Source organism: Pseudomonas sp. BS3767 (assembly GCF_900099665.1).
GTDB classification, from domain to species: Bacteria; Pseudomonadota; Gammaproteobacteria; order Pseudomonadales; family Pseudomonadaceae; genus Aquipseudomonas; species Aquipseudomonas cerasi.
In genome coordinates this window covers 603,109-625,161 of the sequence record NZ_FNCX01000002.1, presented here as the reverse complement: position 1 = coordinate 625,161, position 22,053 = coordinate 603,109, and the positions used below count along the sequence as shown (strand labels likewise).

The 22,053-nt window shown below is 59.0% G+C and carries 18 protein-coding genes and 4 pseudogenes; 13 read left to right on the top strand and 9 right to left on the bottom strand.

Translation table 11 applies throughout. The features are described from left to right. Positions 1-6 precede the first annotated feature (6 nt). From garD to BLR16_RS07375, 3 genes are all read left to right on the top strand, one after another. On the top strand, positions 7-1,560 hold the full coding sequence (gene garD, locus BLR16_RS07385) for a galactarate dehydratase (protein ID WP_074805149.1): 1,554 nt from the start codon (positions 7-9) through the stop codon (positions 1,558-1,560). Positions 1,561-1,804: 244 nt separating this feature from the next. Then, entirely contained in the window at positions 1,805-2,044 is a 240-nt protein-coding gene (locus tag BLR16_RS07380; RefSeq protein WP_003431600.1) for a PLDc N-terminal domain-containing protein, read from the top strand. Between the two features lie 190 nt (positions 2,045-2,234). Then, positions 2,235-2,429 (top strand): hypothetical protein, encoded by a 195-nt coding sequence (locus BLR16_RS07375; RefSeq protein ID WP_003431599.1) that lies wholly within the window; start codon positions 2,235-2,237, stop codon positions 2,427-2,429. Between the two features lie 264 nt (positions 2,430-2,693). Here BLR16_RS07375 and BLR16_RS07370 read toward each other — a convergent pair whose 3' ends face one another. The 3 genes from BLR16_RS07370 to BLR16_RS07360 form a co-directional block, all read right to left on the bottom strand. Next, entirely contained in the window at positions 2,694-2,894 is a 201-nt protein-coding gene (locus BLR16_RS07370; protein ID WP_003313743.1) for a hypothetical protein, read from the bottom strand. Positions 2,895-3,113: 219 nt separating this feature from the next. Beyond that, positions 3,114-3,899 carry a sulfite exporter TauE/SafE family protein gene (locus BLR16_RS07365; protein WP_092194186.1) on the bottom strand — a complete coding sequence of 262 codons (786 nt, stop codon included), beginning with the start codon at positions 3,897-3,899 and terminating at the stop codon, positions 3,114-3,116. A 92-nt stretch (positions 3,900-3,991) separates the two neighbouring features. Beyond that, positions 3,992-5,815, bottom strand: coding sequence for a sensor domain-containing phosphodiesterase (locus BLR16_RS07360; protein WP_003431597.1), 1,824 nt, complete (start codon positions 5,813-5,815; stop codon positions 3,992-3,994). Between the two features lie 340 nt (positions 5,816-6,155). Between BLR16_RS07360 and BLR16_RS28825 the strand changes: the two are divergent. After that, positions 6,156-6,269: pseudogene (locus tag BLR16_RS28825) on the top strand (GNAT family N-acetyltransferase); the annotation flags it as partial. A 13-nt stretch (positions 6,270-6,282) separates the two neighbouring features. On the opposite strand, the gene BLR16_RS07350 reads toward BLR16_RS28825, so the two are convergent. From BLR16_RS07350 to BLR16_RS07335, 5 genes and pseudogenes are all read right to left on the bottom strand, one after another. Beyond that, complete coding sequence (locus BLR16_RS07350) at positions 6,283-6,783, bottom strand: GAF domain-containing protein (protein WP_003431595.1); 501 nt, start codon at positions 6,781-6,783, stop codon at positions 6,283-6,285. Between the two features lie 414 nt (positions 6,784-7,197). Further along, the gene (locus BLR16_RS29240; protein WP_371123822.1) at positions 7,198-7,986 is read right to left on the bottom strand and encodes a methyl-accepting chemotaxis protein; all 789 of its coding nucleotides are present in this window, start codon (positions 7,984-7,986) and stop codon (positions 7,198-7,200) included. Between the two features lie 69 nt (positions 7,987-8,055). Beyond that, a pseudogene (locus BLR16_RS29235) lies at positions 8,056-8,823 on the bottom strand (MCP four helix bundle domain-containing protein); the annotation flags it as partial. Positions 8,824-9,090: 267 nt separating this feature from the next. After that, positions 9,091-10,014: a proline iminopeptidase-family hydrolase gene (locus BLR16_RS07340; RefSeq protein WP_074805144.1), complete on the bottom strand. Its 924-nt coding sequence runs from the start codon at positions 10,012-10,014 to the stop codon at positions 9,091-9,093. Between the two features lie 95 nt (positions 10,015-10,109). Beyond that, complete coding sequence (locus BLR16_RS07335; protein WP_054082005.1) at positions 10,110-10,874, bottom strand: LuxR family transcriptional regulator; 765 nt, start codon at positions 10,872-10,874, stop codon at positions 10,110-10,112. A gap of 183 nt (positions 10,875-11,057) precedes the next feature. Here BLR16_RS07335 and BLR16_RS28540 point away from each other — a divergent pair, with 183 nt between their 5' ends. From BLR16_RS28540 to BLR16_RS29230, 9 genes and pseudogenes are all read left to right on the top strand, one after another. Beyond that, positions 11,058-11,213, top strand: a complete 156-nt coding sequence (locus BLR16_RS28540) for a hypothetical protein (RefSeq protein WP_003368637.1) — start codon at positions 11,058-11,060, stop codon at positions 11,211-11,213. Next, entirely contained in the window at positions 11,213-12,160 is a 948-nt protein-coding gene (locus BLR16_RS07330; RefSeq protein ID WP_003431591.1) for an ABC transporter permease, read from the top strand. The genes BLR16_RS28540 and BLR16_RS07330 overlap by 1 nt, the downstream gene beginning before the upstream one ends. Beyond that, the gene (locus BLR16_RS07325) at positions 12,157-13,020 is read left to right on the top strand and encodes an ABC transporter permease (protein WP_074805141.1); all 864 of its coding nucleotides are present in this window, start codon (positions 12,157-12,159) and stop codon (positions 13,018-13,020) included. The genes BLR16_RS07330 and BLR16_RS07325 overlap by 4 nt, the downstream gene beginning before the upstream one ends. Beyond that, a complete protein-coding gene (locus BLR16_RS07320; protein ID WP_074805138.1) occupies positions 13,017-14,021 on the top strand; it encodes an ABC transporter ATP-binding protein in 1,005 nt (334 codons plus the stop codon). The genes BLR16_RS07325 and BLR16_RS07320 overlap by 4 nt, the downstream gene beginning before the upstream one ends. Continuing rightward, positions 14,018-14,998 (top strand): ABC transporter ATP-binding protein, encoded by a 981-nt coding sequence (locus BLR16_RS07315; protein WP_058417044.1) that lies wholly within the window; start codon positions 14,018-14,020, stop codon positions 14,996-14,998. Before BLR16_RS07320 ends, BLR16_RS07315 begins: the two co-directional genes overlap by 4 nt. 50 nt (positions 14,999-15,048) lie before the next feature. Continuing rightward, a complete protein-coding gene (locus tag BLR16_RS07310) occupies positions 15,049-16,563 on the top strand; it encodes an ABC transporter substrate-binding protein (protein WP_042930652.1) in 1,515 nt (504 codons plus the stop codon). A gap of 165 nt (positions 16,564-16,728) precedes the next feature. Next, on the top strand, positions 16,729-17,907 hold the full coding sequence (gene nhaA, locus BLR16_RS07305) for a Na+/H+ antiporter NhaA (protein WP_074805133.1): 1,179 nt from the start codon (positions 16,729-16,731) through the stop codon (positions 17,905-17,907). A gap of 101 nt (positions 17,908-18,008) precedes the next feature. Continuing rightward, a pseudogene (locus BLR16_RS29090) lies at positions 18,009-19,031 on the top strand (PAS domain-containing protein); the annotation flags it as partial. Next, positions 19,020-19,307: pseudogene (locus BLR16_RS29230) on the top strand (methyl-accepting chemotaxis protein); the annotation flags it as partial. The pseudogenes BLR16_RS29090 and BLR16_RS29230, both read left to right, overlap by 12 nt. A 91-nt stretch (positions 19,308-19,398) precedes the next feature. Here the strand turns inward: BLR16_RS29230 and katG are convergent. Next, the gene (katG, locus tag BLR16_RS07295) at positions 19,399-21,669 is read right to left on the bottom strand and encodes a catalase/peroxidase HPI (RefSeq protein ID WP_003431573.1); all 2,271 of its coding nucleotides are present in this window, start codon (positions 21,667-21,669) and stop codon (positions 19,399-19,401) included. Between the last annotated feature and the right edge of the window lie 384 nt (positions 21,670-22,053).

The following is a 22,053-nucleotide window of genomic DNA, read 5'->3' as shown; positions in this document are numbered from 1 at the left end:
ACCGTGATGAACCTGATTCAACATGCCGATTCGCCACGCTATATCCGGCTGCATCCGCTGGATAACGTCGTGGTCGTGGTCAACGACCAGGGTGTGCCGGCCGGAACCGAATTCGACAACGGCCTGGTCACTGTCGATAACGTACCGCAGAGCCACAAGGTCAGCACCGTTGACCTGGCCGTGGGCGAAGCCGTGATTCGTTACGGCCACACCATTGGCTATGCATTGCAACCAATACCGCGCGGCAGTTGGGTCAGGGAAGACCAGTTGCGCATGCCTTCCGCGCCTGCGCTCGACAGCCTGCCGATGTCCGATGCCGTGCCGGAAAAGCAGGCGTCGCTTGAGGGTTACACCTTCGAAGGCTATCGCAACGCCGACGGCACAGTGGGCACTCGCAACATTCTCGGCATCACCACTACCGTGCAGTGCGTGACCGGTGTGCTCGACCACGCGGTCAAGCGCATCCGTGACGAGTTGTTGCCCAAGTACCCGAACGTCGATGACGTCGTGGCGCTGACCCATAGCTATGGCTGCGGCGTGGCAATCACGGCCACCGATGCCTACATCCCGATTCGTACAGTACGCAACCTGGCGCGCAACCCGAACCTGGGCGGCGAAGCGCTGGTGATCAGCCTGGGCTGCGAGAAGTTGCAGGCCGGACAGGTCATGCATGAGGGCGACAGCTCGGTGGACCTCAGCGAGCCTTGGCTGTATCGCTTGCAGGATTCCAGTCATGGCTTCAATGAAATGATCGAACAGATCATGGAGCTGGCCGAAACACGCTTGAAAAAGCTGGATCTGCGGCGTCGCGAAACGGTTCCGGCGTCGGAGTTGATTCTGGGCATGCAGTGCGGCGGCAGTGATGCGTTTTCCGGCATTACCGCCAACCCGGCGCTGGGTTATGCATCGGATCTGCTGTTGCGCGCTGGGGCGACAGTGATGTTTTCCGAAGTGACCGAAGTGCGGGATGCCATCTATTTGCTGACTTCCCGCGCACAGGATCAGGACGTCGCACAAGCGCTGGTGCGGGAAATGGACTGGTACGACCGCTATCTGGCCAAAGGCGAGGCTGATCGCAGCGCCAACACCACGCCGGGCAACAAGAAGGGCGGGTTGTCGAACATCGTCGAGAAGTCTCTAGGGTCGATCGTCAAGTCAGGCAGCAGCGCCATCAACGGCGTACTCGGCCCGGGCGAGCGGGTCAGCGGCAAGGGCTTGATCTTCTGCGCGACACCGGCCAGTGACTTTGTCTGCGGCACCTTGCAACTGGCTGCCGGTATGAACCTGCACGTGTTCACCACCGGCCGCGGTACTCCGTACGGTCTGGCAATGGCGCCGGTGGTGAAGGTCTCGACCCGCACCGAACTGGCCCAGCGCTGGCCTGACCTGATCGACATAGACGCCGGACGCATCGCGACCGGACGCGCGAGCATCGAGGACCTGGGTTGGGAGCTTTTCCACTTCTACCTGGACGTGGCCAGCGGCAAGAAGAAGACCTGGACCGAGCATTACCGGCTGCACAACGACATCACGCTCTTCAACCCGGCACCGATTACCTGACGGAAGTGTGGCGCGCAGCGTCACGAACGGCATTCCCACGCTGGAGTGTGAGGAGCGATGTGCAGAGGAATACGCCTATCGTGCCCATGCTCTGCGTGGGCGTGCCGTTCTGGACGCTCTTGCCTCTGCGCTGAGCACCCGGTCACAATCCGAAATATTCTCTGAACTTTAAGGCTCTTTTTGACCTCTTCTACAGTAGGGCAGCCGATCTGGTTGCCTTCGTTGATGGTGCAGGAGATTTCAAATGGGTTGGATATCGGAAAATCATTTGTGGTTGTTCGCAGCGCTGACCGCCCTGATCGTGATTTCGGACATCTGGGCAGTACTGCGTATTCGCAAGAGCAAGGCACAATCCAGCAACAAGCTGATGTGGATCATTGTCGTTGTTGCCGTGCCAATCGTTGGCGTGCTGGCTCTGCTGATTGCGGGTCCGAGTCATGTGGACACACCGGCCAGACCTGAGCAGCAAAGCACCAAGTACTGACCCCGCTTTTCAAAAATACCCCGCCTGCGGGCGTGGGTATTTCCTCATGTAGATCGCTCCCTCCTGTTTTTCGACACCTTTGCTCACAAAGGTGGAATGTCGGCTGGCAAAAATAAAAATCTCTGCAATTCTTCTGCAATGGTGAGGTGTTTACATGCTTGCCATCCAGACCTGAACAAGGAGAAAGCGTATGTCGATCATGACCAAGTGGGCGTTACAGGCAGCTGCGTTGTTTGTGCTGGGTTGGATGGCAGTTTCGGTGGCGAGCTGGAGCAATCACGTTGCCAATGGCACCGGCAGTGATCGGCTGGCAGAGCTGAATGCTGGCGTATTGGGCAGCCAAGTGCTGGCTGTATCATCGTCGCCCGCAGCGCAAGACGAGTAATCCCGCCGCATCAGCGTGGGAGCACCGGCACTTTTCTGCAGGCAAAAAAATGGCCCACAACGGGGTGGGCCAAATGGGATTCATCAAAGGAGTAGGGCCAATTTACGCAGCCGGACGTGAAGGGGATGTGAAACGGATGTCATGGAAACGAGAAGTGGTTCGATAGTTCAAGCGGCGTTATGACAGGGCGAACATGACAGGGTGAAGCAGCGTCGCCCATTGCCTGGCAACGCTGTAGGGATTAATTCGCGGGGAGGGGGCGGTCTAGCGGGCGGCCGCCTGAACACTTATTTCGGCCGCTGCGCGGCGTGCCATATGCGGCAGCGAATGAGGCGCGTCGATTCTGGATTTCATGCGGTCGGCAAATTCTCTGGCTTCCTGCCAGCTCCGGCATTTGACCGGGTAGTCGTCCAGTATTACAACCCAAGCGTCGCCATATACACCTTCTTCAATTCGGATGAGCATTGTTGGCATCTCCTTTCAGTGAGGGTAAGTCTGTGCCGGGTCATCGGCGCTGAAGCTGACGCACGAAATCCTGCGCCGAAAATCGGTGTCTCGCTACAAAAAATTACAATTCCCGATGAGTGCGCACAGCCTGCAAGCAAACCGGCTCTGCGGCTTTCGAGGCTATGTTCGTGGGCAAGCCTGACTCAGAAATGTGACAGGCTGATGGATAGGCGCCGATCAGAACGCCAGCTTGAAGCCGATCGTGCCCAGCATGATGGCCAGGAAGGGCCGTAGCAGGTCATCGGAGACGCGGCCGGCCATGTGGCTGCCCAGGTAGATGCCGGGCAGTGAGCCCATCAGCAGCCAGCCCAGCAACTCCCAGTTCATGTTGCCCATGCTCGCATGACCCAGGCCTGCGACCAGCGTGAGCGGGACCGCATGGGCGATCTCCGTACCCACCAGACGTCGGGTCGGCAGCAATGGATAGAGGATGAACAGGGCCACCGTGCCCAGCGCGCCTGCACCGATGGAGGTGAGTGCAACCATGGTGCCGAGGATCAGACCGGTGATGACGGTCAGTACCGTCAGGCTGGTGCCGCTGAAAAACGAGTACCCGTCTCCGCGCCGATGAGCGAAGGCCAGCAGTTTTTTCTTGAACAGAACGGCGAGTGCGGTAAGCAGCAGCACATAGCCCAAGGCCTGCTTGATGATCGCGTTAAGTGCTTCGGGGGCGGTGTGCAGGGTGCTCAGAAACCACAGCGTCATGAGCACCGCCGGGACGCTGCCCAGAGTCAGCAGCCCGGTAACTTTCCAGTCGATGTTGTCGTTCTTGCGATGAACCAGAACCCCGCCGGATTTGGTAATCGCCGCGTACAGCAAGTCCGTGCCGACCGCCGTGGCCGGATTGATCCCGAACCACAGCAGTATCGGAGTCATCAGCGAGCCGCCGCCGACTCCGGTCATGCCCACGATGAAACCGACTACCAGCCCTGCAACTACGAAACCCAGACCACCCGCTTCCATATCCAACCTTTTTCAAGCAAACGCATCAGGCAAAAAGTGGCGGGCAGCATAACGGCTTGCGTTGTAATCGGTTATGAAGATGTGTTCTAAGGTTATAACCGTTTGTCGCGGATGATGGCGGCTTCTGCGGCTTCGGAGGCACTCTGCAGGCGCTGGTTGGGGCCCAGCCAGTTCAGCAACGCCTCGGCTTCCATGGGTTTGGCGATCAGATAACCCTGACCTTCATCGCAGCCCCACTGCTTGACCAGGCGACGAATCTCGTCGGTTTCGATGCCCTCGGCCACGACGCAGTAACCAAGTTTCTTGGCCAGACCGATCAGTGCCTTGACCAGACGCTGATCGGTTTTGTCGGACGCCAGATTGCGGATCAGCGACTGGTCGAGCTTGACCGTCGTGGCAGGCAGCTGCCGCAGGTAATTCCAGTTGCTGTAGCCCGTACCGAAGTCATCGATCGCCACATCCATGCCCTCCTGGCGCATGCGCTCCAGCTGGTGGCGCACTTCTGCCGGGTTGTGCATCAACGCGCCTTCGGTGAACTCCAGCTCAAAGCGGGTGGGGTCAATCTTGTGCTTGCCCAGCAGGCGTATCATCCGGTCGGTGAACGCCGGGCCGGTGAGGTCTTCGGGCGTCACGTTGATCGCAATACGGAAATCGAAACCCTGCTGCTGCCAACGAGCGGCCTGTTCGATTGCACTGGTCAGCACCCAGAGGCTCAGCGGGCGCATCAGAGCGGTCTTCTCGGCCAGCGGCACGAACTCGGCAGGCCCGATGGCGCCGAGCGTCGGGTGATTCCAGCGCAGCAAGGCCTCTACCGAGGTGCACAGGCCGGAGTCGAGGTCGATGCGCGGTTGGTAGACCAGACGCAGTTGATCGTCAGCATGCACCGCCCCGGTCAACGAACTGAGCAATTTGAAAGCACGCTGCTGGGCGGCGTCAAAGTGCGGTTCATACATCGCCCAGCCGAGGTCGCGGTCGCGGGCATCGTCGGCAGCGCTGATCACCATGCGCATCCAGTCCTGTTCTTCGACCGGATTACGGTTAAGGGTCACGACGCCCAGGCCGACCTGCATCTGCACCGGAATTCCCCGGCACTCAACGGGCGTCTCGAAATCCTTGAGGATGGTGCGGAACAGGTGTTCGGGCGTACGGTCGCCTGCCAACAGAAAGCCGAAGCGCGTAGGACTGACCTTGTATAAAGAACAGGTCGGCGGCAACAGGCGCTCCAAGCGGCTCTTGATACCTGTTACCAGGTCCTGGGAGAAGCTGTAACCCAGGGCCTTGACGATATCGTTGAGGAACGCGGAGGTAATCATGTCCACCACGACCAGCTGATAATCGACACTGGATGCTACGGCCTGATGAATATCTTCCTGCAGGCGCGAGCGGTTGTACAAGCCGGTGGGCTGGTCGATAAAGCAACTGAGCCTGAGGCCGACAATGCGTTTCATGACCAGCGACGCAAAGCGCTTGAGCATCTGCGTCTGGTACTCGCTCATCGGCTCGCGCGGCTTGGTGTCGATCACACACAGGCTGCCCAGGGCAATGCCGTCATCGGTGATCAGTGGCGCGCCTGCGTAGTAGCGAATGTCAGGGTGTCCGGTCACCAGGCTGTTGTTGACGAAGCGCTCGTCGAGCGTGGCGTCGGGAATCTCGAACAGTGTTTCGGAAAGGATGGTGTAGGCGCAGAAGGACACGTTGCGTGGTGTTTCGCGGGCATTCAGGCCTACCCTTGCGCGGAACCACTGACGGTGCTCATCGACGATCGAGATCAAGGCAATCGGCGTCTCGAAAAAGGCAGCGGTCATCGCGACGATTTCATCGAATACGTCATCGGACGTATCTTCAAGCACGCACAGCTCCCGTATGCGCAACAGACGTTGCGTTTCATTCAAGGGAATAGGGGCACTGGCGTTCATGACAATTCTCAATGGGTGCTCGATGATGACTATATGACATCACGAAACTCACTTTAACAGACGAAAATATTCCGACCACAGCGGCGAGATACCGATTAATCGGCCGCAGATCGGATTTTTTGAACGCTATCGTTGTTCAAGCCGCGCACGGCGAGGGGTTGGCCATTTGTTTACGGTATCTTGTGAGCACTACCATTCGTCGACTGGCCGAAAATAAGTTGATCGAACGTCGTTATTCGGGCTGTTCGCCTACATTTTTTGCGTGCTGAGTGAATAAATCCGTCATCCACAGCAGCGTTGGGTATTCGTAGCGTCAGAGAGCAGCGGTGCGGATGGTTGACCGTCATCCTTGACTGCGCAGGCGTTCTACTTGGCGCTGGGTTTCAACGTGGTGCGGGAGCACCTGGAGGGAGAGGAGCGCACATTGATCATGGAGCGGCAACTGCGCGTCTGAGGCATTCCATGCCTTAAGCGGTGACTTCCTGCATTTCCTGCAATTGATAGTGCGCATACAGCGTGCTGGCGATCAGCGTGCAAAACACTTTCAGGGTATCGAGGGTATTGGCGTCATCGAGTGGCGCAGGCTTGGTATCCAGGCCACACAGGGTGCCGAAGAACTCTCCGTTGGGAAAAATGATCGGCAACGAGAAGTAGCTCTGGAAACCGTACATTTTAGTAATGGGATGCTCTGCGTAGACGGGGTCGGTCGCGACTTCGTTGATCACGATAGGCTGGCGGTGCTGACGCAACTCATTGCAGAACGTGGTCTCCAGCTTGAGCTGATGACCGGGTTCCAGCCCGAACTGGATTTCATCGTATACAGCACATGCGGTCCAGCTGGCCTCGGTTACTTTGGCAATTGCCGCAAATCTCAGCCCGGTCAGCCGGGTCACCAGTCGTAAAAGACTGGAAGTGGCCTCGATTTCACTGATGACTGCCAGCTCTGCTGAAGTCAGTTTGTTGTTCAAAATGTGTCACCCTGGTCATAAAAGCACTGATGCGGCCTTGGCGGTACGCCGGGCGCTGCCGATCCCGTGCAGGAAGTGATCGTGTCATACCTGATCGTGGCTTACATAAATATTGTGTTGTTCGACGCCAACTATTGAATGAGTTCAATGCCCCTGTCAACGTTGCGGGCTTTTTCAAATAGCCTGTGCTTGTAAATAGGTCTTTATGGATCCTATTTCAACTAATGAAGACTATGTGTCTGAAAGGCTGTCAGCAGAGAGACGCGGCTCACAGTTTTTGAGAGGAGGGGACCGCCGGCTGGAGGAACCATTGCGGGTTTTTTGCCGAAAACGGTACTGACGCTATAAAAGAAGGGCAGCAGACGAATCTGCTGCCCTTCTGTCATGCCCGGCATGTGTGGGTGTTGTTCTGGATTACGTCTTGAAGCGCAGCACCAGATCATTCAGGTTGACCGCCAACTGCGAAAGTTCGGTACTGGCGATCAGGGTCTGACGGGTGCCTTCGCTGCTCTGAACGGCCAGGTCGCGAATGCTGACCAGGCTTCTGTCGACATCACGTGCTACATGCGCCTGCTGCTCGGAGGCCGCTGCGATCTGCAGGTTACGGTTATTGATCTCGAGTACCGAGTTGGTGATCTGACGCAGCGACTCTCCGGCGTCCTCTGCCGTCTTGCGGGTGCTGTGAACTTCCTCAGTGCTCTTCTGCATGGACTCGACCGTGGCGGAAGAACCGGCCTGAATCGCTGAAATCATCTGTTCGACTTCCTGGGTGGACGTCTGTGTGCGATGCGCCAGAGCCCGCACTTCATCGGCTACTACAGCGAAGCCACGACCCTGTTCACCGGCACGCGCCGCTTCGATGGCTGCGTTGAGTGCCAGCAGGTTAGTCTGTTCGGCAATGCCGCGAATCACGCCCAGCACTTTGCTGATGTCCTGAGCCTGGCCAGCCAGCGCAGTGACTTGCGCTGAAGAGCCCTCGACCAGGCCTGTCAGGTTCTGCATGGCCGTCAGGGTTTCGTTAACGCGCTGGTTACCCAGGTCGGCGGAAAGGCTCGACTGTTGGGCGGCCTGCGAGGTCGACGTAGCATTACGAGCGACCTCTTCTACGGCAGCACTCATTTCGTTTACCGCAGTAGCAGCCTGCTCGATTTCGCTGTTCTGCTGCTGCAGCGTGCGGTCGGCACTTTCGGTGATCGACGTCATCTCGACGGCGGCAGTGCTCAGTTGTGCGGAGGCGCCGGAAATTTCGTGAATGGTGGTGCGCAGGTTCCCCGACATGGTATTCAGGGCCGTCATCAAGCGTGATGCTTCATCACTGCCGGCAACGCTAAGTTGTCGGGTCAGGTCACCGGCGGCGATGTCTTCTGCGAGTTTAAGCGAGACGCTGATCGGGTCGACGATGCTGCGTGTCAGGGCAATCGCGAGGACCACGGTAAGCAGGAACGCTGCGATCAGCACAATCATCAGGACGTTGACGCTGTGATTGTAGACCTCGGTTGCATCTTTCCCGGAGCTCACGGCTTCCGTGGCATTTTGCTCGCGCAGTCTGGTAAGTTTTTCCTGGTACGCAGTGGCCTTTTGGGCCTGCTCTCCGTTGGCAAGGGAGACCGCTCTTTCATGATCAGAGGTGTCCAGCGCGACCACCTGTTTCAAGCCATCAATGTATACGCTCATCTTGTTGTTGGCTTCTTCGAATTGCGCGCGGTCGGCTTCACCTGAAAGCAGGTGTTTTTGATAAAAGTCGCTGTTGGCACGCAGCGCCTCGATCGCTTCCCGGACCTTGGCTTCCGCGGTGGCGTGTACAGCCGGATCGGTGCTCGCAAGCATCCTGATGCTTTCCAGGCGAGCGTGAAGCAGGGCGATCTGAATGTCGTCGACTACCTGGATGCTGGGCAGTGAGTTTTCTTCAATGTTCTGCTCAGCCTTACGCAGATGGTCGATCTGCACGTAGGAGAAGGCACCCAGACCGATCAACAGTAAGGTAATGACGCCAAAGCACAGGGAGGCCCTGCGTGAAATACTTAACGATCTGAGGTTCATGGTTGCCTCCAGCGGCAAAACAGGCGGAAGGCCAATACTTTCCTTTCAGTAACTGTTTTTCTGCTGAAAACGAGAGAGCTTTAACAAAATAGCCATGAAAGTTATTTAATAATGGCCTTTTGCAACTATCCGCTGTAAGGCAGCGGTATGTCGGCAAAAAGTTCCAGTAACACTGTGAGCAAAGTTAACCGTTAGTCGGGTGAATGCTACTAAAGTATTCACTCTAATAATGCAACTCTCAGGGCGTGGATCCATCAGGCCTGAGCATCAAGCTGCGGACTCTGCAACCGATTCGACCAACGTGTCCAGAAAACCTGCGATGCATCCCATGCAGGCCATTCGCTCTTCTACATGGGGCATGTGACTGGACTCTTCGAAAACAGACCAACTGATGGTGGGGACGTTATCCACATAGGGCTTCACGACGAGCGGTGTGGCTTCGTCATACTTACCGGAAATCAGCAAGGTCGGAACGCTGATGAGTTTCAGGCGATCGACGATGGTCCAGTCCTTCATCGTGCCGATAACGTGAAACTCGGTAGGGCCATTCATGGCGTGGTACACGGTCGGATCGGCGTCAATCGCGTCGAAGGTACGTTTTACCTCCTCCGGCCACGGTGTGATGCGGCACACGTGACGGTCATAGAATGCTCGCGAGGCTTTCAGGTATTCAGGGTCTTTCAAGGTGTCCGCTTTTTCATGCTTGAGCAGCGCGGCCTGTACGTCAGATGGCAGATTCTCGCGCAGCCGGTTGGCCTCACTTACCCAGGTGCGCATGTCTGCGGGGGAGTTGGCGATGATCAGCGCTTTCAGCCCTTCGGGCTGACGCACGGCATGCTCTGAAGCCAGCATGCCGCCCCACGACTGGCCCAGCAATGCGTAGTTGTTTTCGATGCCCAGGTGCTCAAGCAGGTTATCCAGCTCGCTCAGGAACAGTTTGACCGTCCAGAAGTCGCGACCCTTGTCGGGCAAGTGGGTCGACTTTCCGTTACCCAACTGGTCGTAGTGGATAACGGCCCGGCCGGTGCTGGCGATGTCCTTGAACGAATCGACGTAGTCGTGCGTGCAACCGGGGCCGCCGTGCAGAATGACCAATGGTGTGCCGGGACCGTGCAGGTCGCCTGTGATGCGATACCACGTCTGATAGTCGCCAAAAGGCGCAAAACCTTCCTTGATCGTCATATCTGCCATGTCGCCGGTCCCTGCTGGATAGTTTGGGGGCACCATAGCGCGGCGTCTTGCGCCTCATAACTATAGAAAATGATAGGTTTTGGCCGATAAACCGGTCAGTGGTCGAGTAAACGGTAATGAACGGCACGCACTACCGCTTGTACACGGTTTTTGGCCCCCAGCTTCTGCATGGCCGAATTCAGGTGCAAGGTCACCGTGGCGACAGAGCGGTTGAGCTGATCGGCAATCTCTCTGGCCGTCAGGCCCTCGGCAGACCAGCTCAGGCATTCGCGCTCGCGCGGGGTCAGCCTGATCGCATTGCACGAGCGAATTTTCTGGTCGAACAGCGGGTAGGCGACCTCCTGAAAGGCGTGAGCCAGCAGGCCGAACTCGGCCAGGCTCTGGCGGGCGTCCTCAAGGGCAACGTCGCTGCCGTCCGCACACAGGCCGGTCAATGTGGCGAAACCGCCTTTGGGCATGTGGATCGGCACCGTCACGCCACAGGTCATGTGTGAGTCATGCAGATAGCGCACTACCGGCTTGTGCATATCCGTGATGAAGGTTTTCAGGACCGTATCGGCCCTGGGCTGGTATGACCATACAAAAGGCGAGACGCTGGCGACGGCCAGGTGTTGCACCGGATCGATCTGGTAATAGCCCTGACTGCACCAAAGCGCGTACCAGTCCGCAGGTGTATTGCGCAATGACAGCAGCGACGGGGTGATCAGTGCTCCATCATGGGACACCGGCACCGGGCTGTAGTCATAAATCACGGCATCGAATCCGAGATCCGATGCCAGCAGCAGCGCGCAATCCATTTGCTGATCCAGCGTGGATGCAGACTGCAGCCGCGAATTGAAATCCGACAACCTGATATGCATGGCATGACCTCCTTTGTCATTGAGCCGATGTAGGGCCCTAATATAGCAATTAGCAAGGACGGTGCCACGCGTGCGCCCAATCGGCTGCCAGTCCTGTAAAACCTATAAGAATTGCTAGCTGTCTGCGCTCGCCTTGCAGGATAGGGTTGATGCCATGAGCGTCGTCCGCAAAGGTGCAATTCAATGGGCTATGAACACAGGCCGGATGAGCTGAAAACAATCAAAGTCGACGGATGGTCAATGTTCGACTACAACTTTGCTCTGCCCTTTTACGTAGAGGGGGCGGCGGCGTACTTTCCGGTCCTGCTGAATTTTCTGTCACAGCATCGGGGCGTCTGATGAATCTGGGTCGTTATCGTTTCATTCTCCAGCGTCCGTTGCAGCTGCTGCCGGTGCTGTTCGGCATCAGCCTGGTCACCTTCATTTTGGTGCGTTCGATCCCCGGCGATCCGGCGCGCATCCTGCTGGGTTCGCGTTCCACACCGCAGGCCTTGGCCAACATCCGCGCCCAGTATGGTCTGGATGAGCCTCTGTGGACACAGTACGTGTATTTCATGAAAAACCTGGTGCAGGGTGATATGGGTAAATCGCTGCTGTACAAGATAGACGTACTCAAGCTGATCAGCACACGGATCGAGCCCACCGTATTTCTGGTGTTGGGCAGCGTTCTGCTGGCGTTGCTGATTGCCGTGCCCCTGGCCACGCTCGCGGCGCGCAACAAAGGCAGTTGGAGCGACAACCTGATCCGCGTCTTCACCACCACCGGGCTGGGCATGCCGGCGTTCTGGCTGGGGATCATGCTGATCCTGATGTTCAGTGTGCAGCTTGGCTGGTTTCCGGTGTCGGGCTACGGCAGCGACTGGCTGGACAAGGTTCATCACCTGGTGCTGCCCTGTCTGACCATCGCTCTGGCCCTGTCTGCGGTGCTGATTCGCAACCTGCGTGCGAGCATGCTCGTGGAGCTGCAAGCCGATCATGTGACGGCGGCCCGGGCGCGTGGCCTCAGTGAAAGTGCGCTGTTTCGGCGCCACGTGTTGCCCAATTCGCTGGTGCCTTCGATCAACCTGCTGGCGGTGAACATCGGCTGGCTGATCAGCGGCACCGTGGTGATCGAAAGTCTGTTTGCGATTCCCGGCATCGGTCAGTTGCTGGTGCGCGGCATCTTCAGCCGCGATTACATGGTGGTGCAGGGTGTGGCGATGGTGCTGGCATGCGCCACGGTGATCGTGAACTTCCTTGCCGATGTGGCCACGGTGGCCATCGACCCGCGGGTGAATATCAAATGACCGTGGCCCATGCGCATCTTCGTCCGCACTGGCGTTCCCGGCTGCGCCTGCGTTTGCGCAATGGCCGGCTGGCGATGCTGCTGGGCGGCTGCTTACTGGGCGGGTGGCTGATACTGGCGCTGTTTGCGCCATGGCTGGCACCTTACGATCCGATCTACCAGAACACCGAGCTGCGCATGCTCGCGCCGCACCTCGCGCATCCGTTCGGCACCGACAATTTTGGTCGCGACATTCTGTCCAGAGTGATCTGGGCGGCACGCGTCGACCTGCAGATCTGCGTGCTCGGGGTGATCTTCCCGTTCATGATCGGGACCTTCATAGGCGCCTTGTCGGGCTACATCGGCGGGCGCTTCGACAACCTGTGCATGCGCGTGATCGACATCGTGCTGGCGTTCCCGTTTCTGGTATTGATGCTGGCGATCATCGCGATTCTCGGGCCGGGCCTGGGCAGCTTCTACATCGCCATGGCGATGGTGGGCTGGGTGTCTTATGCGCGGCTGATCCGCTCACAGATCCTGGTGCTCAAGGAAAGCGATTTTGCCTTGGCGGCCAAAAGCCTGGGTTTTGGTCACTTGCGTATCCTGTTCCGCCATCTGCTGCCCAACGCGATGTTCGGCTCGATTGTGTTTTCCATGTCTGACGCGGTTCTGGTGCTGCTCAGCGGCGCATCGGTCAGCTACCTGGGCCTGGGTGTGCAACCACCGATGGCGGAGTGGGGGACCATGGTCGCCGAAGGGCAGGCGTTCCTCACCTCGGCGTGGTGGATCTGCACCTTTCCGGGCCTGGCCATCGTGACGTTGGCTATGGGCTTCAGCCTGTTGGCGGACGGCGTCGCCGAAACCCTGGGAGAACGGCAATGAGTACGCCCGTGCTGCAGGTCAGCGAGATGAGCGTGGTGGCGAGCCATGCAGCGAACCATCGAAATCGCGAAGTGACCTTGGTTGACCGGTTGTCGTTCGACCTGCACCAGGGCGAGATTCTCGGGCTGGTCGGTGAAAGTGGCTCTGGCAAGACCATGGCCTGCCGGGCGTTGATGCAATTGATGCCGTCGCCGGATCTGCACGTGCGCGGCGGCTCGGTACGCCTCAATGATATCGATCTGTTGACGCTGGATGCCGCTGCAATGCGTGCCATGCGCGGACGGCGGATCGGCATGATTTTCCAGAATCCCAGCAGCCACCTGGACCCGCTGATGCGCATCGGCGAGCAGATCGCCGAAGGTGTGCGTCTGCATCAGGGCGCGTCGAAGCGTGAAGCCCGGGCGCAGGCCATCGACCTTTTGCGCCAGGTCGGCATTCCCGATCCGGCGTCGCGTGTGGATAACTTCCCCCACGAATTTTCCGGTGGCATGCGCCAGCGCGCGATGATTGCCGTGGCGCTGGGCTGTGGGCCGCAGGTCCTGATCGCCGATGAGCCGACCACCGCACTGGATGTGACGGTGCAGGCGCAAATCCTGCGTCTGTTGCTGGACTTGCGCGACCGGCACGGGCTGTCGTTGATCATGATCACCCACGACCTCGGCGTGGTGGCGCAAACCTGCGACTCCATCGCGGTGATGTATGCCGGTCGCCTGTGTGAGCACGGCAGCAAGCGCGACGTGCTCGCTCGCGCACGCCATCCTTATACCCACGGCCTGATCGAATGCCAGCCCGCCAGCAGCGCGGGCAGCGAACTGCTACGGACCATTCCCGGTCAGCCGCCCTTGCTCGACGCACTGCCAAGCGGTTGTCGTTTTCATGCCCGCTGCAGTCATGCGGGGGCAGACTGCCCTGACAAGCTGCCGCTGATGCGGCCGATGGGCGTTGCCCATGCTGCGGCCTGTCACCACCCGTTGGTGCAATCCCGGGAGGCCGTTTCATGAGCGGCACCACACTGCTGAACGTCAATGATCTGGTGGTGCGCTTCCCGGCCCCCGGCTCGGGTTTCCTCGGTCTCAACAAGCGTTGGGTGCACGCCGTCAACGGGGTGTCGCTGAGCATTTGTACGGGTGAAACGCTGGGTCTGGTCGGCGAGTCCGGCAGCGGCAAGAGCACGCTGGGGCGGGCTATTCTGCGCCTGAATGACATCACCTCCGGGCAGATCGTCTTCGATGACGTCGACATGGCCCAAGGCAGCGGTATCAATCTGCAACGCCTGCGCAGCGAAACCGCGATGGTCTTTCAGGACCCGTCCTCTTCGCTCAACCCGCGCATGACCATCGGTGCGACGCTGGCCGAGGTGCTCGCCGTGCAGCGCAAGGTCGCCACTTCCGACATTCCGGCGCGGGTCATCGAGCTGCTCGACATGGTCGGTCTGCGGCCCGAATTTGCCGAACGCAAGCCGGGTGCCTTGAGCGGCGGACAATGTCAGCGTGTCGGTATCGCCCGCGCGCTGGCCATCGAGCCACGGCTGATCATTGCCGACGAATGCGTGGCGGCACTGGACGTCTCCATTCAGGGACAGATCATCAACCTGCTGCTGGAGCTGCGCCAGCGCATGAACCTGGCGATTCTGTTCATTGCCCATGACCTGGCCATCGTGCGTCGCCTGTGCGATCGGGTGGCGGTCATGTACCTGGGCAAAATTGTTGAAGAAGGCCCGGTAGAGGACGTCTTTCTCTCGCCGCGTCACCCCTATACCGCTGCGCTGATTCAGGCGATTCCGGAAATCGATCCGGATCGCCCGTTGCCCGGCGAGCCGTTGCAGGGTGAGCCGCCAAGCCCCCTGCAGCTACCCGACGGCTGCGCGTTTCATCCGCGTTGCCGGTTTGCCAGGCCGACCTGTTCCAGCGTCGCGCCACCGACGCGGCATGTCGGCCAGCAGCGCTACGACTGTGTGCTGGAAGCCCCGATTTTTTGATCCTGATTTGTAACGACATCTGTCCCGACATCGACAAGGAGTTCATGCGTATGAAAGCTCGACCAATGAAAATGCTGACCGTCGCCATGCTGGCGGCCTGTTCACTGGCGGCGGGTGTTGCCGAAGCTGCGGGCGTGCTGACCATCGGCCGTCGTGAGGACGGCACCACGTTCGACCCGATCAAAAGTGCGCAGAACATCGACAATTGGGTGTTTTCCAACGTCTACGATGTGCTGATCCGCGTAGATGACAAAGGCACCAAGCTGGTGCCGGGGCTGGCGGAAAGCTGGTCGATCTCGCCTGACGGGCTGACCTATACGCTCAAGATGCGCCCGGCCAAATTCTCCGATGGCTCGGACCTGACGGCCAGTGACGCAGTGTTCAGCCTGCTGCGAATTCGCGACGACAAGGGTTCGCTGTGGAGCGATTCCTACAAGATTATCGACAAGGCCGTTGCGACAGATCCGCATACGCTGGTCATCACGCTGAAGAATCCTTCGGCCTCGTTCCTCTCGCAACTGGCCCTGCCCAACGTGTCGATTCTCTCCGAGAAAGCCATGAAGAGCATGGGCGAAGAGGCGTATGCCGAGCAGCCTGTCAGCTCCGGCGCATTTACCGTGAAGGAATGGCGGCGCGGTGACCGGGTAATTCTGGCGAAGAACCCTAACTTCTGGGAAGCGCCGAGCGTGAGCCTGGACGGTGTCGAGTGGATCTCGGTGCCGGACGACAACACCCGCACGCTCATGGTCCAGAAGGGCGAGCTCGATGCTGCGATATGGATACCGTTCTCGCGCATCGCAAATCTGCAGAAGGACCCCGATCTGGTGGTCCACCTCGACCCCTCCACTCGCGAGGATCACCTGCTGATCAACCACGAACACGGCGCATTGGCCAAGCCTGAAGTGCGTCAGGCGCTGGACATGGCCATCGACAAGAAATCGCTGGTCGAAGCCGCTACCTTCGGGCTGGGCACCGTGGCCAATTCCTACATTCCCAAAGGCGCGCTGTACCATTACGCCGACAACCTGCAACGCCCTTATGACCCGGTGAAGGCCAAACAGATGCTGGCGGACGCCGGCGCGTCGGACCTGAAACTCAATTACGTGGTCAACGCGGGCAACGAAGTCGACGAGCAAATCGCGGTCATGCTGCAACAGCAACTGGCCAAGGTCGGCGTGACCACAACGCTGCAGAAAGTCGACCCGAGCCAGAGCTGGGACATGCTGATTGCCGGTGACTACGACATCTCCGTGATGTACTGGACCAACGACATCCTCGACCCGGACCAGAAGACCACCTTCGTGCTCGGCCACGACACCAACAATAACTACATGACCCATTACAAGAACGACAAGGTCAAAGAGCTGGTCGCTGCCGCACGGGTCGAAATGGACCCGAAAAAGCGCGAGCAGATGTACATCGACCTGCAGAAAATGGCCAAGGCCGACGTCAACTGGATCGACCTCTACTACAGTCCCTACATCAGTGTGTCGCGCAAGAACATCGAGCACTTCGGTCAGAACCCGCTGGGCCGCTTTACGCTCGAGGAAACGGTCAAGAAGTGACATGAACAATATCTGCCTGATCGGCAGGCATTGTTCAGCGACGTTTCCCGGCCCGGTTTCGGCCGGGAAGCGTTAATTTGTATCCTCAGGTTTACCAAGCCTTCAACAGACTCCGCGGATGGTAAGGTTGCGGCCTTTTTTGCGCTGTACCCCCGCGGAGCCGTCATGCATAAACCCACCCCCCGTACCGAATCCCCGAACGCGCTGGCGTTCATCACGCGTTTCTTCGCTGCTGAATCCGCTGGCGGGCTGGTGTTGATGGCGGCTGCGCTGGCGGCCTTGATCGTTGCCAACTCACCGCTGGCCGACAGCTACTTCGCCGCGCTGCACGCAGTGTTCGCCGGGTTATCGGTTTCGCACTGGATCAATGACGGTCTGATGGCGATCTTCTTCATGCTCGTCGGCCTGGAGATCAAGCGCGAAGTGCTCGCCGGTCAGCTCGCGTCCTGGAACCAGAGAGCCTTGCCAGGCTTTGCGGCACTGGGCGGCATGATGGTTCCGGCGCTGATCTACGTGGCGTTCAACTGGGGACGGCCAGACACCATCGGCGGCTGGGCCATTCCGGCAGCGACCGATATCGCATTCGCCCTGGGCGTGCTGTCCCTGCTGGGCAAGCGCGTACCGCTGTCGTTGAAGATCTTCCTGTCTGCACTGGCGATTCTCGATGACCTCGGCGCTGTATTGATCATCGCGCTGTTCTACACCAGCGATCTCTCCATGCCCATGTTGCTGGCAGCGCTGGGTTCCATCGCCGTGCTCGTCGCGCTGAATCGTCTGGGTGTTAAAAAACTGCTGCCTTACCTCATCGTTGGCGCGCTGCTGTGGTTCTTTATGCTCCAGTCCGGCATCCACGCCACCCTCGCTGGCGTTGCGCTTGCGCTGTGCATCCCGTTGGGCAAACCCGATGAAGAGGCTCGCTCGCCACTGCTGCATCTGGAAGAAAAGCTGCACCCGTGGGTGGCGTTTGCGGTCGTGCCGATCTTTGGTTTTGCCAACGCTGGCGTGTCACTGTCGGGCATTACCACCGACAAGCTCGTGGACCCGGTCCCGCTCGGCGTTGCGCTAGGGCTGCTGGTCGGCAAGCAGGTCGGCATATTCGCCATGGCCGCGCTGGCGATTCGCGCAGGCCTGGCCCGTTTGCCGGACGGCAGCAACTGGGGTCAGCTTTACGGCGTTGCGGCCTTGTGTGGTATCGGCTTCACCATGAGCCTGTTCATCGGCGCACTGGCTTTTCCGGGCGCGCCGGAACTGGTCGACGAGGTCAAGGTGGGTGTGCTGATCGGTTCGGTGTTGTCGGCTGTGTTGGGTGTGGTTGTGTTGCGCAGGTTTGCGCAGCGGGGGTGAATCTGATCGCAATCTGGCATTACAGAAACCGGGCGGCAGGACGATAAAGACGGGACGTGTCAGGGACTCGGCCAACTTCTCCTACTTTGAGAGCCCACAGCATGCTTCACCTGTTCAGTCCCCGTCGTGACAAAAAGGCCCTTCAGCAACTGATCTCCTCGCTCAAGGGCGGCACTGAGCCCGCGCTAGGGGGATGTGCTGAAAAAGCTGCGGTACTTGAATGCTGGAGCTTGCTGAGCACCCAGCGTCGCCTTGACGAGCAACGTATTGCCGATCTTGAGCAAGAACTGGAAACCGCCCGCCATCTACTGGGTGAAGCCTCTGCCTCGGCTGCCGCTTATGAAACCCGCTTTGATCTGGTCAACCGTGCATCGAGCGAGGGCCTCTGGGATATGGAGGTGGTCGCGGGCGATCCGGTCAATCCGAACAACCGATTCTGGTGGTCTCAGCAACTACGCACGCTTCTCGGTTTCAACGACGAGCGCGACTTCCCCAACGTACTGGCGAGCTGGGCAGACCGGCTTCATCCTCAGGATAAACAAGCCACGCTCGATGCATTTGCCAAGCATCTGAATGACCGTTCCGGCAACACGCCGTACCGAGTCAAGAATCGTCTGGCGATGAAGAATGGCACGTATCGCTGGTTCTATGCCCAGGGCGAAACGTTAAGAGACGCACGCGGAACGCCGCTGAGGGTCGCCGGCTCTCTTCGGGATATCCACGACGAGCTTGAACGTGATCTTGAACACGATGTGATCATTACCCGATTCGAACTGGCCCGGGAGATGCTCTCCGACGGGCTCTGGGACATGGAGGTCATTGCTGGCGACCCGGTCAATGCGCGCAATCCTTTTTGGTGGTCTCCACAATTCAGGCGTCTGCTGGGTTTTGAAACGGTGGAAGAGTTTCCCGACGTACTGGATAGCTGGGCGTCACGGCTGCACCCTGAAGATAAGGAGCGCAGTCTGACGGCTTTCGGTGAGCACCTGAATGACCGGACTGGCAAGACGCCGTTCGATATCGAGTACCGCCTGAAGATGAAAACCGGCGAGTACCGCTGGTTCCGTGCGCGCGGCCAGACTCGCCGTGACCCCGAAGGTGTTCCACTCAGGGTGGTGGGTGCGTTGGTGGATGTGCATTTGAAGCATGAACAGGACGCTCTTCGCGACACCGAAGCACAGCATCAGAAAAACCTGGAAGAGAACATCGCTCAACTGACCCAGATAGTTGGCACTATCCAGAGCATTGCCAGCCAGACCAACCTCCTGGCGCTCAATGCGGCAATCGAAGCTGCGCGCGCCGGTGAGGCAGGGCGGGGCTTTGCGGTTGTGGCAGATGAAGTCCGCAAGCTGGCGACCCGAACGACCGAAGCGACGGAGCAGGCGGCAAGCATGATGAGCCGCTCATGAAACCAGCCTTCGCTTTTTGATCGCAGCAAAAAAAAACGCCTCCGCAAGGGAGGCGTTTTTTCAACTCAGCACATCCGACACATCAAGCCAGGTCGAAGCGGTCCAGGTTCATCACCTTGGTCCAGGCTGCCACGAAGTCTTTGACGAACTTCTCGTGAGCATCCGAGCTGCCATACACCTCGGAAATCGCACGCAGTTGAGCATGCGAGCCGAAGACCAGGTCGACACGGGTGCCGGTCCATTTCACTGCGCCAGTCTTGCGGTCACGGGCCTCGAAGGTATCAGTGCCACCTGCGGTCGCTTTCCACTCCACGCCCATGTCCAGCAGGTTCTTGAAGAAGTCGTTGGTCAGGGTGCCCGGCTGATCAGTGAAGACGCCATGCTTGCTCTGTCCGACGTTGATGTTCAAGACCCGCAGGCCGCCCAGCAGTACAGTCATTTCCGGTGCAGTCAGGGTCAGCAATTGCGCCTTGTCGACCAGCAACGATTCTGCCGAGACCTTGTAATGCCCCTTCTGATAGTTGCGGAAACCATCAGCGATTGGCTCAAGGAAGCCGAACGACTCGACATCGGTCTGCTCTTGAGACGCATCGGCGCGGCCCGGTGCAAATGGAACGGTGACGTGCTGGCCTGCATTTTTCGCAGCCTGCTCGACACCTGCGTTACCCGCCAGGACGATCAGGTCGGCGATTGAAACCTTCTTGCCGCTCGACTGACCCGCGTTGAATTCGCTCTGAATGCCCTCGAGGGTCTTCAGCACGCCCGCCAGTTGGTCAGGCTGGTTGACCGCCCAATCCTTCTGCGGAGCCAGACGCAGACGGCCGCCATTGGCACCACCGCGCTTGTCCGAGCCACGGAAGGTAGAAGCTGCCGCCCAAGCCGTCGATACCAGCTGCGAGACCGAAAGGCCCGAAGCGAGAATCCTGGCCTTGAGTGCGGCCACATCCTGATCATCGACCAACGCATGATCAACGTTTGGAATCGGGTCCTGCCACAGCAGCTCTTCGGTCGGTGTTTCCGGGCCGAGGTAGCGGGCCAGCGGGCCCATGTCACGGTGAGTCAGCTTGAACCAGGCGCGGGCGAACGCGTCGGCCAGTTGCTCAGGGTTGTTCAGGAAACGGCGGGAGATCTGCTCGTAAGCCGGATCGAAGCGCAGCGCCAGGTCAGAGGTCAGCATGCTCGGTGCATGACGCTTGGAGGGATCGTGGGCATCCGGAATCTTGCCCGCGCCAGCGCCGTTCTTCGGCGTCCACTGATGCGCGCCTGCCGGGCTTTTGGTCAGTTCCCATTCGAAGCCAAAGAGGTTTTCGAGGTACTCGTTGCTCCATTTGGTCGGCGTCGAAGTCCAGGTCACTTCCAGGCCACTGGTGATGGTGTCGCCACCCTTGCCGCTGCCGAATTTGTTTCTCCAGCCAAAACCCTGCTCTTCAAGGCCGGCTGCTTCAGGCTCCGGACCAACGTTGTCGGCAGGGCCGGCACCGTGGGTCTTGCCGAAGGCGTGACCACCGGCGATCAGCGCCACGGTCTCTTCGTCATTCATCGCCATACGACCGAAGGTTTCACGGATATCCCTTGCCGAAGCAACCGGGTCCGGCACACCCTCAGGGCCTTCAGGGTTCACATAGATCAAGCCCATCTGCACGGCGGCGAGCGGGTTTTCCAGGTTGCGTTCGCCGCTGGCAGTACGGCTTTCTTCGTTGGCATGGTTCTCCGGCTCGGCCACCAGCGTGCCGTCGCCCGGTTGCTGCATTTTCTTCTGCGCGCCGTAGCGCTCTTCACCACCCAGCCAGGTGGTCTCGGAACCCCAGTACACGTCTTCTTCCGGTTCCCAGACATCCGCGCGACCACCGGAGAAACCGAAGGTCTTGAAGCCCATGGACTCCAGCGCGACGTTACCGGTCAGCACGATCAGGTCAGCCCAGGAAATCTTGCGGCCATACTTCTGCTTGACCGGCCAGATCAGGCGGCGCGCCTTATCCAGGCTGACGTTGTCAGGCCAGCTGTTGAGCGGCGCAAAACGTTGCTGACCGGCACCGGCACCGCCACGACCATCGCCTGTGCGGTAGGTACCGGCGCTGTGCCAGGCCATACGAATGAACAGTGGGCCATAGTGGCCGAAGTCTGCCGGCCACCAGTCCTGGGACTGGGTCATGACGTTGCGCAGGTCCTGTTTGACCGCTTCGATGTCAAGGCTCTTGAATTCCTTGGCATAGTCGAAACTCTCGCCCATCGGGTCGGAGAGCGAGGAATGCTGATGCAGGATCTTCAGATTCAGCTGCTTGGGCCACCAATCACGGTTGGTAGTGCCGCCGCCAGCAGCGTGGTTGAAGGGGCATTTCGATTCAGTTGACATGCTTGATACACCTTTTTTGTCATTTGCATCCGGCCATCCAGTCCACTCGCGGGACCTCAGACAGTGATGACGAAACTCAACAGCACTGGGTTCATGCCGGCCGCTCGGTCAACGATCGGGCCAGCTCTACAGATACGCAGCACAGCGATCATCAGATTGCTGCGAGGCAAGCCCGCAACGTGCGTCGCAAACTTGAGCTCATTCTTATCTCCTCATCAGGGTGAAACCGCGCGGCTCTCACCGACGCTTATCCAGATTAGCCTTCTTCGCGAAGATTTCTAATAGAAAGAACATTACGGGTTGATAGGCAGACTCTGGCGGCGCTGTCATCAAGGCATCAAGCGGCTCTGCTAACCTGTCCAGCCCATGAGACTGCAGGCCAGG

Excerpts from the sequence above, each read along its gene's own strand:
- garD (WP_074805149.1), top strand. The coding sequence starts at position 7 with ATGAACCTGATTCAACATGCCGATTCGCCACGCTATATCCGGCTGCAT.
- BLR16_RS07380 (WP_003431600.1), top strand. The coding sequence starts at position 1,805 with ATGGGTTGGATATCGGAAAATCATTTGTGGTTGTTCGCAGCGCTGACC.
- BLR16_RS07375 (WP_003431599.1), top strand. The coding sequence starts at position 2,235 with ATGTCGATCATGACCAAGTGGGCGTTACAGGCAGCTGCGTTGTTTGTG.
- BLR16_RS07370 (WP_003313743.1), bottom strand. The coding sequence starts at position 2,894 with ATGCTCATCCGAATTGAAGAAGGTGTATATGGCGACGCTTGGGTTGTA.
- BLR16_RS07365 (WP_092194186.1), bottom strand. The coding sequence starts at position 3,899 with ATGGAAGCGGGTGGTCTGGGTTTCGTAGTTGCAGGGCTGGTAGTCGGT.
- BLR16_RS07360 (WP_003431597.1), bottom strand. The coding sequence starts at position 5,815 with ATGAACGCCAGTGCCCCTATTCCCTTGAATGAAACGCAACGTCTGTTG.
- BLR16_RS29240 (WP_371123822.1), bottom strand. The coding sequence starts at position 7,986 with ATGACGTCGATCACCGAAAGTGCCGACCGCACGCTGCAGCAGCAGAAC.
- BLR16_RS07340 (WP_074805144.1), bottom strand. The coding sequence starts at position 10,014 with ATGGCAGATATGACGATCAAGGAAGGTTTTGCGCCTTTTGGCGACTAT.
- BLR16_RS07335 (WP_054082005.1), bottom strand. The coding sequence starts at position 10,874 with ATGCATATCAGGTTGTCGGATTTCAATTCGCGGCTGCAGTCTGCATCC.
- BLR16_RS28540 (WP_003368637.1), top strand. The coding sequence starts at position 11,058 with ATGGGCTATGAACACAGGCCGGATGAGCTGAAAACAATCAAAGTCGAC.
- BLR16_RS07330 (WP_003431591.1), top strand. The coding sequence starts at position 11,213 with ATGAATCTGGGTCGTTATCGTTTCATTCTCCAGCGTCCGTTGCAGCTG.
- BLR16_RS07325 (WP_074805141.1), top strand. The coding sequence starts at position 12,157 with ATGACCGTGGCCCATGCGCATCTTCGTCCGCACTGGCGTTCCCGGCTG.
- BLR16_RS07320 (WP_074805138.1), top strand. The coding sequence starts at position 13,017 with ATGAGTACGCCCGTGCTGCAGGTCAGCGAGATGAGCGTGGTGGCGAGC.
- BLR16_RS07315 (WP_058417044.1), top strand. The coding sequence starts at position 14,018 with ATGAGCGGCACCACACTGCTGAACGTCAATGATCTGGTGGTGCGCTTC.
- BLR16_RS07310 (WP_042930652.1), top strand. The coding sequence starts at position 15,049 with ATGAAAGCTCGACCAATGAAAATGCTGACCGTCGCCATGCTGGCGGCC.
- nhaA (WP_074805133.1), top strand. The coding sequence starts at position 16,729 with ATGCATAAACCCACCCCCCGTACCGAATCCCCGAACGCGCTGGCGTTC.
- katG (WP_003431573.1), bottom strand. The coding sequence starts at position 21,669 with ATGTCAACTGAATCGAAATGCCCCTTCAACCACGCTGCTGGCGGCGGC.